The sequence below is a fragment of the Desulfovibrio simplex genome (genome assembly GCF_055387835.1).
Map to the genome: position 1 here is coordinate 2,471,837 of NZ_AP042377.1, position 13,620 is coordinate 2,485,456.

10 protein-coding genes and 1 pseudogene are annotated in these 13,620 nt (G+C 61.4%); all 11 read left to right on the forward strand.

Features of this window, described 5'->3' with window-relative positions; translation table 11 throughout:
• Positions 1 to 303: 303 nt before the first annotated feature.
• The 11 genes and pseudogenes from ACZ5DH_RS10315 (at position 304) to ACZ5DH_RS10365 (ending at position 13,260) form a co-directional block, all read left to right on the forward strand.
• Positions 304 to 1,626: an amidohydrolase family protein gene (locus tag ACZ5DH_RS10315; RefSeq protein ID WP_464254202.1), complete on the forward strand. Its 1,323-nt coding sequence runs from the start codon at positions 304 to 306 to the stop codon at positions 1,624 to 1,626.
• Between the two features lie 223 nt (positions 1,627 to 1,849).
• A complete protein-coding gene (locus ACZ5DH_RS10320) occupies positions 1,850 to 2,113 on the forward strand; it encodes a PxxKW family cysteine-rich protein (protein WP_464254203.1) in 264 nt (87 codons plus the stop codon).
• A gap of 110 nt (positions 2,114 to 2,223) precedes the next feature.
• Complete coding sequence (locus ACZ5DH_RS10325) at positions 2,224 to 2,568, forward strand: hypothetical protein (RefSeq protein ID WP_464254204.1); 345 nt, start codon at positions 2,224 to 2,226, stop codon at positions 2,566 to 2,568.
• Between the two features lie 214 nt (positions 2,569 to 2,782).
• Positions 2,783 to 4,024 carry a M20 family metallo-hydrolase gene (locus tag ACZ5DH_RS10330; RefSeq protein ID WP_464254205.1) on the forward strand — a complete coding sequence of 414 codons (1,242 nt, stop codon included), beginning with the start codon at positions 2,783 to 2,785 and terminating at the stop codon, positions 4,022 to 4,024.
• The gene (gene mnmG / locus ACZ5DH_RS10335) at positions 4,017 to 5,966 is read left to right on the forward strand and encodes a tRNA uridine-5-carboxymethylaminomethyl(34) synthesis enzyme MnmG (protein WP_464254206.1); all 1,950 of its coding nucleotides are present in this window, start codon (positions 4,017 to 4,019) and stop codon (positions 5,964 to 5,966) included. The genes ACZ5DH_RS10330 and mnmG overlap by 8 nt, the downstream gene beginning before the upstream one ends.
• A 476-nt stretch (positions 5,967 to 6,442) precedes the next feature.
• Positions 6,443 to 7,375 (forward strand): PilZ domain-containing protein, encoded by a 933-nt coding sequence (locus tag ACZ5DH_RS10340; protein WP_464254207.1) that lies wholly within the window; start codon positions 6,443 to 6,445, stop codon positions 7,373 to 7,375.
• Between the two features lie 288 nt (positions 7,376 to 7,663).
• Positions 7,664 to 8,491: pseudogene (locus ACZ5DH_RS10345) on the forward strand (hemolysin family protein); the annotation flags it as partial.
• Positions 8,492 to 8,709: 218 nt separating this feature from the next.
• Entirely contained in the window at positions 8,710 to 10,458 is a 1,749-nt protein-coding gene (gene lnt / locus ACZ5DH_RS10350; protein ID WP_464254208.1) for an apolipoprotein N-acyltransferase, read from the forward strand.
• A 68-nt stretch (positions 10,459 to 10,526) separates the two neighbouring features.
• Positions 10,527 to 11,640 (forward strand): peptide chain release factor 2 gene (gene prfB, locus ACZ5DH_RS10355; RefSeq protein ID WP_464254209.1). Its coding sequence is split into 2 segments (ribosomal slippage): positions 10,527 to 10,601 and positions 10,603 to 11,640, totalling 1,113 coding nucleotides; the frame shifts between segments, so codons are not numbered across the junction.
• Positions 11,624 to 12,448, forward strand: coding sequence for a GGDEF domain-containing protein (locus ACZ5DH_RS10360; RefSeq protein WP_464254210.1), 825 nt, complete (start codon positions 11,624 to 11,626; stop codon positions 12,446 to 12,448). The genes prfB and ACZ5DH_RS10360 overlap by 17 nt, the downstream gene beginning before the upstream one ends.
• Positions 12,448 to 13,260 (forward strand): MinD/ParA family protein, encoded by an 813-nt coding sequence (locus tag ACZ5DH_RS10365; RefSeq protein ID WP_464254211.1) that lies wholly within the window; start codon positions 12,448 to 12,450, stop codon positions 13,258 to 13,260. Before ACZ5DH_RS10360 ends, ACZ5DH_RS10365 begins: the two co-directional genes overlap by 1 nt.
• The last annotated feature ends 360 nt before the right edge of the window (positions 13,261 to 13,620 follow it).

Genomic DNA, 13,620 nt, shown 5'->3' on the forward strand with positions numbered 1-13,620 from the left:
GCCTCAAAGCCGATTTGCGCACAATACCAGCGAATTTCTATATACGTTGGCGTTCAATCTTGCAAGCCTTTCCGCCGCGCCCCGCGCGGCAAAACGGCGATCCTCCCCTGTTGTAAAAGACGTGACTGCCCGCCGGCAAGGCGCGGCATACAGAAAAAAACATTCACAACATACTATAATTATTTAATAAAAATAAACAACTCTTCTGTTTGAATCCTCCTCCTCCGCAGCGTGCCCGGCCTTGCCATCACCGGCCCGACAGGGATACAGAATCTTTTTGCAAACATCGTCGCGGGAGTTGCCATGCGCCCTTGCCATACACTTGTTCACGCCGCTCTCATTGTCACCCAGGACAAAGAGCGTACTGTCCTTGAAAACGCCAGCATGGCGGTACTTGACGGCCTTGTGGCGGACATTGGCCCGCGCCACGAAGTGGCCTCCCGCTGGCAGCCGCAGCAGGAGGTTGACCTTGGGCAATGCGTGCTGCTGCCGGGGCTTGTCAACGCGCACACCCACGCCGCCATGACCTTTCTGCGCGGCCTCGCCGACGACATGCCCCTGATGGAGTGGCTCAACAACCGCATCTTTCCTGTTGAGCAAAAGCTTACCCCTGAAATCGTGCGCCTGGGCAGCCTCATGGGCCATGCCGAAATGCTGCGCACGGGCACCACGGCCTACATTGACATGTATATCTTTGAAGAGGCGGCCCTTGCCGCCGCCGAAGAATCCGGGCTGCGCTGCCTGGGGGGTGAAGTGGTGTTCGCCTTTCCTTCCGCGGCCTTTTCCGGCCCTGAGGCCGCGCTTGAGAATACCCGCGCCCTGGCCGAAAAATACGCCGGCCACCCACGGGTGCGCGTGGCCGTCAATCCGCACAGCGTTTACACCACCACCCCGGAAATACTGTCGGCCTGCCGCGATCTCGCCTGCGAACTGGCCCTGCCGCTCCACTTTCACCTTGCCGAAACCACAGAGGAGACGCAGATATGCCTGCACACGCACGGCAGCAGACCCGTGGCCTACTGCCACCGCATGGGCCTGCTGGACGCCCCGTGCACCCTTGCCCACGTGGTCGACGTCACCCCTGACGAGCTTGATTCCCTGGCCGCCGGCAAAGCCGTGGTAGCCCATAACGCATCCTCCAATATGAAGCTTGCTTCTGGCGTGGCCCCCGTGCCCGCCATGCTTGAACGCGGCATGGCCGTGGGCCTTGGCACGGACGGAGCCGCCAGCAACAACCGGCTGAACATGTTTACCGAAATGGGACGTACGGCCCTGCTGCACAAGGTCGCGGGCATGGATCCTACCCTTTTGCCCGCGCAGACCGTGTTGGACATGGGCACGTTGGGCGGAGCCGCCGCCATGCATGACGAGCGCCTGGGCAGCCTCGCTGTGGGCAAGGCCGCGGACTGCGTGGCCCTTGACCTGACCGCCCCCAACATGCAGCCCGTCTATAATGTTGTTTCCCACCTCGTTTACGCAGCCACGGGTATGGAAACCCGCATGACCATGGTGGGCGGCGAAATTCTGTATATGGACGGCAAATACACCCGCTTTGACTATGAGGCGCTGTGCCGTGAAATGACGCAGGTGCGCAATTTTGCGCGCCGTGTGGCCGGGCTGGCATAAAACGGCCCTCGCGCGGCTGATCGCCTGCAAAACCTGTCAGATAGACTACGGCGCGCGGCCCTGCCAATACCCTGAGCGTGACGGCTTTGGCTCCCGCCGGGAAATTCCGCCCATCGCCCTCTTGACAGCGACTCAAGTTCGGCTATATTTCTCCATTCCGAACCGGCGGCCCTGTGCCGCCGCTATTTCGCAATACGGCGCTTCTGCGCATGGAGGTTTTGCTATGACCCCTCTGGAAAACGCCACCAAGACCGCTGACGGTGTGGTGCTTAACGGTTTTGTTCTTTCGCCGGTGGTGGAACAGTGTACTGGCTGTGACCGCGTGCGCGAATTTGGTGAAGAGCAGTTCTGCTCAAGCTACCCCGTGCCCTCCAAAAAGTGGGTCGGCGGTCGCTGTAATTTTGCCACCCATATCAAGGCCCAGGCCGGCTCCGGCGCCAAGGTCAACCCCCTCAAGGCGTCCAAGCGCGCCGCCAAGGGTCGCTAGGCAGGCCGTCACCCCTTCGGACGTCGTTGGATTTTTCCTTACCCGGCCGGGGGGCGGATATGCCCGCGCAGGCGAAGTGTGCCAGGTACGGGTTTTGCCCGTATACGGCCATGGATGGAAGACATCGGATTTTCGGCTTTTGTTCCGTCAACGGGTTCGCCCGTGCGGCGCGGAGCCGTTTTTCCGTTTCTTTGAGCCAGACCGGGCAGGTTGTTCCGCAGATTTTTCCCAAGGGGCTGCTTGCGCAGCCCCTTGCGCTTTCAGCCCCGGTACGCCAGTCTGCTGACACGACGGGCTGCGGGCAGGCCAGTCTGCCGGTACGCCAGTCTGAATGGCGGCGGGCCATAAACGGGGCCGAACAATTTTATGCCGCTGCGCCGACGGCTGCACGGGCAGACGCCCGCTTGCAGGCGTCTGCGTGGTTCAGCATCCAAGTTCAGTATCTGGGCTGTTAAGCTCTGTAACGTGCTTGCCATACCCTTTGAGAATGTCCATTCTCAAAGGTAGTCTGCTCTGGAGGATGCCCGGTTGCTGCCGCTCAAATGTCGGCCTCGCGGTTTCACGGGGCAGACATGCTGGGGCCGCCTCGCGCCTTCATGGCGAAACAGCGACGGCACGGACGCCAGAGCAGGTTTATGATACGTGGCTCTGAAGTCAGGGGAGGAACACATGCACAAGGATATGGACGCCCTGTTGCGCGGCCTCGCGGGCCGTGAAGACCGTGTGGTGGCCCTGCAAAGCGCCCTTACCGCCTGCCCTGCCCTTGGGCCGGACAACGGCGGCGACGGCGAAGAGGCCAAGGCCGCGCTCATCACGCAATGGCTTGAGGCCTGCGGCATAACAGATATTTTACGTGTCGACGCCCCTGATTCCCGCGTGTCTTCGGGCCTGCGCCCCAATCTTGTGGCCCGCATCCCCGGCAGAAAAAAACGTGCCCTGTGGCTTTTCGGCCATATGGACGTTGTTCCCCCGGGCGATTTGTCCGCCTGGCTCTCCGACCCCTGGCAGGTCCGGCGGGAAGGCGACCTGCTGTACGGTCGCGGCGTAGAAGACAATCAGCAGGCCGTCACAAGCATGCTGCTGCTGGCTGAAGAACTGCGCCAGCGCGACATCACGCCCGAACTGAGTCTGGGTCTTGTCTTTATGGCCGACGAAGAAACAGGCAGCGCCTATGGGCTGGAGCATATCCTCAAAACCGCTCCCGAACTTTTCAGTGCCGACGACCTGTATATCGTGCCCGATGCGGGATCGCGCCGGGGCGACGTCATAGAAGTGGCCGAGAAGGGCCAGCTCTGGCTCAAGGTGCGCACCACCGGGGTCCAGTGCCACGCCTCCACCCCGCACAAGGGCCGCAACGCCTTTCTGGCCGGAGCGGACATGGCGCTGGCCTGCCACAGAGGCCTGCACGCCGCCTTTGGCGATACCAACGCCCTGTTCAGGCCGCCCACGTCCACCTTTGTGCCCGGCAAACACGAGGCCAACGTGCCCAATATCAACACCGTGCCCGGCAGTGACGTTTTTTATGTGGACTGCCGCCTGCTGCCCCAGGTTGACCCGGAGGCCGTGCTGGACAAGGTGCGCGCCCTGGCCGCCGAGGTGGAGCAAAACCACGACGTGCAGATAGAGGTCAGCGTGGTGCAGCGGCAGGCAGCCTCCTGCGTGGCCGAAACCAGCCCTGTGGTCACGGCCCTGAGCGCCGCGGTCGCCCGCATTTACGGCGTCGAGGCCAGAACCCTCGGCATCGGCGGAGCCACCGTCGCGGCCCAGTTGCGGCAGCGCGGCCTTGCCGCCGCCGTGTGGAGCTGCCTTGCGAGCACCTGCCACCAACCCAATGAGAGTTCTTCCATTACGGCGACCATCAGGGATGCCCAGGTCTTCACCCATATACTTATGAATCCCGCACATGTCTGATACCAGCACCGCCATTTTTGACTGTATCGTGGCCGGAGGCGGCCACGCGGGTTGCGAAGCCGCCGTGGCCCTGGCCCGCATGGGGCACAGCGTGCTGCTTGTCAGCGGCAATCTTGACCGCCTGGGCTACCTTTCATGCAATCCCGCCATCGGCGGTCTGGCAAAAGGGCACATGACCCGTGAAATCGACGCGCTGGGCGGCATGATGGGTCTGTGGGCCGACGCGGCGGGCATACAGTTTCGCGTGCTCAACATGAGCAAGGGCCCCGCGGTACGCGCCACCCGCGCCCAGATGGACCGCCTGGCCTACCAGCGCGTGGTGCAGAAAACCCTGTACTCCACTCCCGGCCTGCGCATCTGGCAGGATTCCGTCACCGGCATATCCTCCGGGGACGACCGCGTCACCGGCGTGCGGACGGCTCAGGGACTCAGCTTTTCCGCCCGTCACGTGCTGCTGACCACGGGAACCTTTCTGGACGGCCGCATCCATATGGGGCTTACCAGCATACCCGGCGGCCGCCTGGGCGACGCCCCGGCCATCGGCCTTTCAGACAGCCTGCGCTCCCTTGGCTTCGCGCTTGGCCGCCTGAAAACCGGCACCACGCCACGGCTGCTGAACTCCTCCATCGACTATTCGGTGCTGGAGGAACAAAAGGGGGACAATCCGCCCCCGGCGTTCAGCTTTCACGGGCCCGGCCCGGTATTGCCCCAGGTGTCCTGCCATGTGACCTGGACCAATGAACGCGCGCACGAAATCATCCGGAGCGGCTTTGACCGTTCGCCCATGTTCACGGGCATCATCAAGGGCACGGGCGCGCGCTACTGCCCTTCCATCGAGGACAAGGTCGCCCGCTTCCCCGACAGGGAACGCCACCAGATATTTCTTGAGCCCGAAGGTCTCCACAGCGCCGAGGTGTATGCCAACGGCATTCCCACCAGTCTGCCGCTGGACGTGCAGCTGGACATGGTCCACGCGGTGCGCGGCCTGGAAAACGCCGTCATGCTGCGCCCCGGCTATGCCATCGAGTACGATTTTTCCGATCCCGTGCAGCTCATGCCCACCCTTGAAAGCAAGGCCGTGCCGGGACTGTGGCTGGCCGGGCAGATCAACGGCACATCAGGCTATGAAGAAGCGGCGGCGCAGGGGCTGTGGGCGGCCCTGAACATTTCCTGCCGCCTGCGTGATATGCCGCCCTTCCTGCCCGGCCGCGACGAGGCCTATATGGCCGTGCTTGTGGACGATCTTGTCACCGCCGGCACGCAGGAGCCGTACCGCATGTTCACGTCGCGGGCGGAACACCGCCTGCTGCTGCGCGAGGACAACGCGGACACGCGCCTGACCCCTCTGGGCCGCGATCTGGGCCTCGTGAGCGACGCCCAGTGGGACACGTTCCGCCGTAAACAGGATGCGGCGGCCCGCCTGCGCGCCGCCCTTGAGCAAAAGCGCATTCCATCCGACAAGTATAATGGTGGCAGCGCCGACGCCCCGGCGGAGTCTGCGACTTTTGGGGATACGGCGGCAAGTCTGCCCGCCGGGCGCACCCTGGCGGAAGTGCTGCGCAGGCCGGAGCTGGACCTGCACGAGCTCGCGGCCCTGTTGCGGGCCTGCCCTGACGGGCCTGCGGCCGAACTGGGAGCCTTTCTGGAACAAGAGATGCTGCTGGCCGGAACCGCGGCGTGCGAGAGCGTACAAACGGAAATCAAATATGCGGGCTACCTGGTGCGCCAGCGCGAGCTTGTGGCACGCGCGGCCAAGCTCGAGTCCACGGCCTTGCCCCCTGATATGGATTATGCCACAGTAGTCGGACTTTCCCGTGAGGTGACGGAAAAACTTGGCCGGGTACGCCCACTCAGCCTGGGCCAGGCAGGACGCATCTCGGGGGTCACACCAGCGGCCGTGGCCTGTCTGGAAATACATCTGCACAAGTTGGGACTGCTCTGATCCCCCCTGGTCATGAAACGAGCAGAAAAAAGTACTGGCCGCACGGTTTTTCGCCCCAGTGCGACGACAGCAGGGCAATTTCACCAGAGCATTTTGCCCTTGAAAAGGGGCCATGCTCTAACGCTGTACGAAAGTGCAATGCGACGCAACGTGGCGTGGATTCAGCGGGCTTCAGCCGTTGCGACGCAGGCTTAAAGCGTTGTGACGCAGGAAACTACGCTTGAAGACAGCATGCGTAACGACACGGTTTGTCCCTTACAATCGCTGTCGCCATCCGTAAGGCGCCTTCGTCTGGAGACTGCCACATAAAAATGCTCTGGCCATCGCGGGAGCAGGCGCTCACCGTGAGGGCACAAGCGCGGCGCACCTGCGCGTCAAGCTCCGTAACGGGCGTACCATTACTGTTGAAAATGGTTATTTTCAACAGTGCTCTGAATGCGCTGACTCGTTGCACAGCAATATATATTGGTGAACATATGACGGGTACACAACTTCTCCTGGTTTGCATTGCCGTACTGGTGATTTTTTGCATAACGGCCATTATCGCGCAAACATATATACAACGACAGCAGCAGGTGGCACGGCGCAAGTCCATTATCCGCCAGATGCTTGAAACGGCCCAGGCGCAAAACGAAATATTCGACATCAACATTCTGGACAAAGGCGCTTCCCACAAAGGGCTGGCCGCGCTGCTGCAATACATTTCCCCCACATCGCTGGGCATGGAAGTGCTGAACTATGTATCAAGGGAACTGGCGGGCGTGACGGTGGAAGTGTACTTTCGCGCCACACTGCCCGAGGGACCCACCTTTTACAAATTCCGCTCTGTCATCGAGGGGGTGGAGCCAAACCGCAATAAATCCCTGTTGCGGCTCGCCTCCCCTGAAGACCTTTCCACAGGGCAAAAGCGTGTTTTTATCCGCGTGAAGCCTCCCAAGGACAAAGTACGCGTCATCGGCGTGTGGGAGATGGATTCCAGCAGACCCATACCGCGCAATACCGCAGAGATCAGCCGTCCCCTGCTGCACTACAAGCGCGGCATGGAAATAGAACCAGTGCAGGTTGAAAATATTTCGGCCACTGGCATGGCCCTGCGCTTTCCCATGGAAGATCTGGATATCAAGCCAGTTGACCTGGACAAAGGTTCACAGTTACTTTGTCTCATCATCTACCACATGGGCAAGGATGAAAAAGTCGTCACCTTCTGGTGCACTTGTTCCGTTCTGCACGCCCGTGTGCATGAGGGGCCAAACCCGGCTCTTGTACTCGGCACGGAGTTTACCAACTGGGCCGTGCTTGAGCAGGGAAAATCGGAGATTAACTGGTTCCACAGCACCCCTTCGCGGGGGGTGTCGCCCATAACCCAGTGGGTCATGCATATGGACATGGAACAGCGCAAACTGCTCTAGAGCATTATCTCTTAAAAAAAGGGCGCATGCTCCGGCGTCGCACGAGCGTGCGGCGCACCGAAACGTGGCGCGGATTCTGCCGGAAATCGCCTTTCCGGAAGAATGACGCCTTTGAAGTGTGAAGCATTTCAAAGATACCCTGATCCAGACTGTGGCGATGCTTCAAGGCCGGAACTGGCTGAACGCAGGCTTCTCTCCGGCAGCGAAAAACATTGGCAGCAAATGTACTGCAGGCCATTGCCGGCGCGGTATGCGCGCCCGGCCCAAATTTCAACCAAGGAGACTACATTGGACGGCGGCTCGGAAGGTCATAGTACCATCTGGTCGCGCCTGAGCAGACTGTTCGGGCACGACGATCAGGAATCTCTGGAAAAAGCCATTCTTGAAGCAAGCGCTGATGGCGAGGTGGAGCCCGATGAGGAATCCATGCTGCTTGGCATTCTGCGCTTCAACGATCTTCAGGTGCAGGACACAATGATCCCCCGCACCGATATCGACTGCGTTCCCCACGACATGCCTTTGAGCGAAGTGGCGCATATCATCGTGCGCTCGGGGCACTCGCGCATTCCAGTATACAAGGAGACCCGCGACAACATCGTGGGTATTCTGCACGCCAAGGACCTGCTGCGCAGCATGCTTGACGCGGGCGGCAAACCCTCGTCCATCGCCGAGCTTATCCGCGAGCCCTTCTTTGTGCCCGAGACCAAGTCCATCCGGACGCTTCTTCAGGAATTTCGCGCTCGCAAACAGCATATCGCCATTGCTCTGGACGAGTACGGCGGCACCTCCGGGCTCATCACCATTGAGGACGTGCTGGAAGAAATCGTCGGTGATATTGAAGACGAACACGACGCTCCCCGAAAGGAAGACATCCGCCCCCTCAGCGACAACGCTTATGAACTCACGGGCCGCGCCCTGCTTGAAGACCTTGAGGACATGGGCGTTGATCTGGATTCCGACGAGGTCGACACCATTGGCGGCTACCTCAGCATGGAAGCCGGTCATGTGCCTGCCCCCGGAGAAAGCTTTACGCTGCGCGGCTGGACCTTCACCGTACTTGAAGCCGACCGTAAGCTCATCCTGCGTCTGCGTATGGAACCGGCGAACAGCGCGGCCAGCCGTCCGGGCGAGGAGATCGGGGCGGACCATGAGGCAGATCGGGCTTCACGGGCCGCAGCCGCCGCGACCACCGGCGCGCAGGAAGAACAGACAACTCTCGGCAGCAAAGCCACAGCCGTGGTAGATGAGATTCACAGCACCGTGGTGCAATCCGCCCAGGCCAACGCGCTGACGGAAACCGACGCCGTCCGCCCGGCGGATTCTTCGGCCAGGGTATGAACCATACGCTGGCCCCCACACACCAGCCTGACAGGTCAGCGCTGCTCACGGGCATTGCGGGCGCGGCAGGCATCTGGCTGGGCTTTCCCAACGATCTGGCAGGGCTGCCGCCGCTGGTTCTGCTATGGCCAGCGGCCCTGGCCTGGCTCGGCCTGTACGCCCCCACGTCCGGGGCCGCGCTGCGCCGGGGCTGGCTGTGCAGCATGGCCGGAGGCATGGCGGCCCTGTACTGGCTCAGCATGCCCGTGCACAACGTGGGCGGCCTGCCGTGGCTTCTGGCCATACCCTGCGCCCTCTTCATCGTCGCCTGTATTTCCAGCTCCGGAGGGTTGTTCGCCGTGGCGGCGCATTTGCTGCGCCACCGCCCCCCCATCCTGTGGGCCGTGCTGCTGGGTCTTTTGTGGTATGTGCTTGAAGCTGTTTACGCTCTTGCACTGGGCTTTCCCTGGCTGGAGCTTTCAGGCGCGCTTGCCGCGTGGCCCCTGCTGGTACAGGGCGCCGACACGGTGGGCGCGTACGGCCTGTCCGGCCTGTGGGTCATGGCCGCCCTTCTCTGCGCCCTGGCCCTGCTGCCGCACCCTGCCGTCAGCACCAGCCCCAACGCCCCGCCCGGCCCCTCGGCGTCGCCAGGTAAAAACAGCGGGAACAACAAAGGGAAAGACGGCAAAAAACATGCTGCGGGAGTCGGCGCGACGGCCTCTGGCATGCCCTGCAACTCCGGCCCTGGCCCTGCGAAAAAATCATGGCGGCCCGCCAGCCTTGCCTGCGGCCTTGCCATGACCTGCCTGCTGCTGGGCTACGGCGCGCTGCGGCTGCACCAGCAGCCCCTGACGACCGACCCTGAGGGACCGCAAACCGTGCAGGCCCTGTTTGTGGAAGGCAATGTGGATCAGAACCAGAAGTGGCTGCCCGCTTTCCAGCGCCAGACCGTCGATCTGTATCTGCGCCTCACCTACGATGCCCTGGCGCAACGGCCTGGCGAGCATCCGCTTATCATCTGGCCCGAAACGGCCTTGCCCTTCTTTTTTGAGACCAATCAGCTGCATTCCCCCCGGGTGCGGCAATTGCCCGCCGTCACCGGCAGCCCCCTGCTTGTGGGCGCGCCCGGCCTTGAGCGACGCGCGGACAAAAAAGAGCCTGACGTCTTTAACCGCGCCTTTCTGCTGACGCCGCCCCAAGGCTCTGTGGCCGGATACTATGACAAGGAGCATCTGGTTCCTTTTGGCGAATACCTGCCGGAATGGCTCAACTGGAGCTTTCTTGAAGCCCTGCTGCAAGGCGTGGGCGTCTACCAGACAGGCACGGCCGTCGCGCCCCTGCGCTACGGCAATCTTGCTATGGGCATGCTCATTTGCTATGAAGGCATATTTCCCTGGCTGGCGCAGGCACGGGTTGAGGATGGCGCCAACATTCTGGTTGACATAAGCAACGACGGCTGGTTCGGCGCAACCCCCGCACCGCGCCAGCACCTGTATCTGACCGCGCTCCGCGCCATTGAACAGAACCGCTGGATACTGCGCGGCACCAACACCGGTATTTCCGTGGTGGTGGACGCTCGCGGGCGTCTGACCATGCGCGGCGCACAGTTCAGGGAACAGGCGCTCTGGGGCCGTGCCGCGCTTGAAAGCGCGCCCAGCCTGTACCACCGCCTGTGGCCATGGCCCCTGCCCATAGCCGCCGCCCTGCTGGTCGTCCTGCTTTTGCCGGGCCGTCGTGGCAGGTCACGGCGCAATTCCGACGCCTGACATTGATTGGCGGCCATTACGGTCGCTTTCCGGTGCTGCCGGACTCACCCTCAACCAACCGACCCGTCATGTTGCAACTTTCAGATCTTCGCGCCGCTTGTAATCCGCTTACCCAACGTTTTTCCTCCCTCTGGGGGCGTCTTTGACGTTGCCGCCAGCGAAAAAAGGCTGCAAGCCATAGAAACAGAAATTTCACGCCCCGGCGCATGGGACAAGCCAGAGGCCCTTACTCCCGTCCTTCAGGAAAAACGACGCCTTGAAGATGAGGTCGGCCGCCTGAACAGGCTCAAAACCTGCCATGACGACATGAACGAGTGGCTGGCCCTTGCCACTGAAAGCGAAGACCCCGAAGCGCTCGAATCTCTGGCCAACCAGCAAAAAGAGCTTACCGCGCTGCTGGACGAGACCGAACTTGTGATGCTGCTTTCCGCCGAGGAAGACAATCAGGACGCCATACTTGAAATCCACCCCGGGGCTGGCGGCACCGAGTCGCAGGACTGGGCCGAAATGCTGCTGCGCATGTACACCCGCTGGGCCGCCGACCACGACTACAAGGTTGAGGAAATGGATTTTCTGCCCGGCGACGAAGCGGGAATCAAGAGCGTGACCCTGCGCATAGCCGGCCCCCACGCCTTTGGCTTTCTCAAAGGCGAGCGCGGCATCCACCGCCTCATCCGCATATCTCCCTTTGACTCCTCGGGCCGCAGGCACACGTCCTTCGCCTCGGTGGACGTCATCCCCGACGCTGGCGACGATATCGAACTGGACATCAAGGAAGCCGACCTGCGCGTGGACATTTTCCGCTCCAGCGGCCCCGGCGGCCAGAGCGTCAACACCACAAGCTCGGCGGTGCGTATCACCCACATTCCCACGGGCATTTCGGCCCAGTGCCAGAATGAGAAGTCGCAGCACCACAACAAGGAAACCGCCCTGCGCGTTCTGCGCGCCCGCCTTTACAACATGGAGCTTGAAAAGCGCGACGCGGCCCGTCAGGCCCAGTACGCGGGCAAGGACGCCATAGCCTTTGGCAGCCAGATACGCACCTACACGCTGCAACCCTACCGCCTGGTCAAGGACCACCGCACCGGCACTGAAGTGGGCGATGTGGACGCGGTTCTGGACGGCCATATCGACGCCTTCCAACACGACTACCTTTTGTACCGCCATGAGCAGCAACGCTGAACTTGACGCTCTGGCGCGCGAGCTTCTGGCCCTGCGCAAGGCGGTCACGCCGGACGATCCCGTGCCCGACGCGGGGGATCAGGTCTCGCACACCGTGCTGGTGGCCCGCCTTTTGTCGGGCTTCAGCCCCGACCGCTGGCAGAGCTTCTGCCGTGACTACGCGGAAAGCAGGTGGTGCGTGCTGCCCGTCGCCGGGTCTGCCCTGCCCGATAGTATGCCTGACGCCAGGCCAGAACTGCCGGCACAGATGGTCAACGTGCTCATCAACAGGCTTTTTCTGGACCAGATACAGCGCGAAGTGCTGCGTTTTTCGCGTTCAGGGGGCGATCTTTGCCTGATATATGCCGATATCACCCACAGAGACGCGGCGGGAACGCAGTGGGAACGGGAAGAGCTTGAGCAACTGGATGCGGCCCTGGCCGCCGCCTTGCGCGAACACAGCGAAGCCTGCGACAGCCTCAGCCATGTGGCCGGGGGGCGCTATTCCCTGCTGCTGCCGGGAGTGAACCCTTTGCGGGCGCGCCTGCTGGCAGGCCAGATACAAAAAACCTTCGTGCGTCAGGTCGGGCTGCGCAACACGGCGCTGGCCAACAACGGCCCCGTGTGCGCGCTTGGCGTCGCCTGCATAAATCCGGGAACTGGCGCCACCGCCCAATCCCTTCTGACTCAGGCGGAAGACGCCCTGAAAAACGCGCTGTCGCAACAAAGCGGCCATATCTGCCTTGCGGGCGGCGCAAGCCTGGACGAACGGGCAAGCCTCGTTCATTCCAGCGAAAAACGCTTTCTTTTCTTCGGGAGAAACAACTGATGGCAAATAAAACCTTGAGCGTGGTCCTGCTGAGCGGTAAGGGCGGGGTCGGAAAAACCAATATTTCGCTCAATCTGGCCTGCGCTCTGTTCCAGATGGGTTTTAAAAACCTGCTCATGGACTGCGATCTGGGGCTTGCCAACCTTGACGTGTTGCTGGGCATCACGCCTGAGGGTAACCTGCAGAACGCCCTGCTGGGTGAAGCGAGCATCCGCGAAGTACTGCATGCTGTCCAGCCAGAGGGCTTTGACGTGCTGCCTGCCGCATCGGGCGTGCCCGAGCTTACTGAACTGCAACCCGACATGCGTGATGCGCTGCTCTCCCACCTTGAGCCCGAACTGAGCAGATACGATTATGTTTTCATGGACGTGGGCGCGGGCATTTCCGGCACTGTGCAGACCTTCGCCTCCATGGCGGCCATGCGTATTGTGGTCATCACACCGGAACCCACATCGCTGACAGACAGCTACGCGCTTATCAAGGTGCTCAACGCCCGCTACGGGCTGCGCGACTTTATGGTCATCGTCAATCAGGTCGCTTCCGCCAGCGAGGCCAAGTCCTCCTTTGACAAACTGCACGGCGCATGCCGCCATTTTCTACATCTTGAGCCCGTGCTGCTGGGTCACATCCGCAATGACAAAAAAATGCCCGAAGCAGTGTGCCACCAGCAGCCTCTCATCTACTACGCCCCAGGCTGCCTCGCGGCCCAGGACATACATAACCTGGCTTCGCGCCTGCAAAGGCTGCGTTTGGGCATGGCCGACTGGCTGGCCCCACGAAAAATTCTGCAGCCTCTTCCAGACAAACACTAGAGCGGTTTCAAAGTGAAATTGCTCTAGCGACTGCGTGAGCAGACGCCCGCCGCGGAGGCGCAAGCGCAATTTATTTGCGCGGTTACGCGCCGAAGCGGGCGACTTGGAAGCATTAGAATCGATATTCTCAATGCGAAAATGCTCTAAAGAAGAACGTGAAAAGCCTGCGTGGACTGTTTACCTTGCTGAATAAAAGGTATAGGTTTGAATTAGCAATAGATGCCTATCGTTGATTCTCCTTGGCATTCGAGCTTTGAAGCGCAGGGCGGATTGCGGCGAACACAAAAAATTGCCAGTAATACCGCCAAGATACTGGACGAGCACTACCGTTTCAGGCAGAATGCTTCCGCGAGTAACATA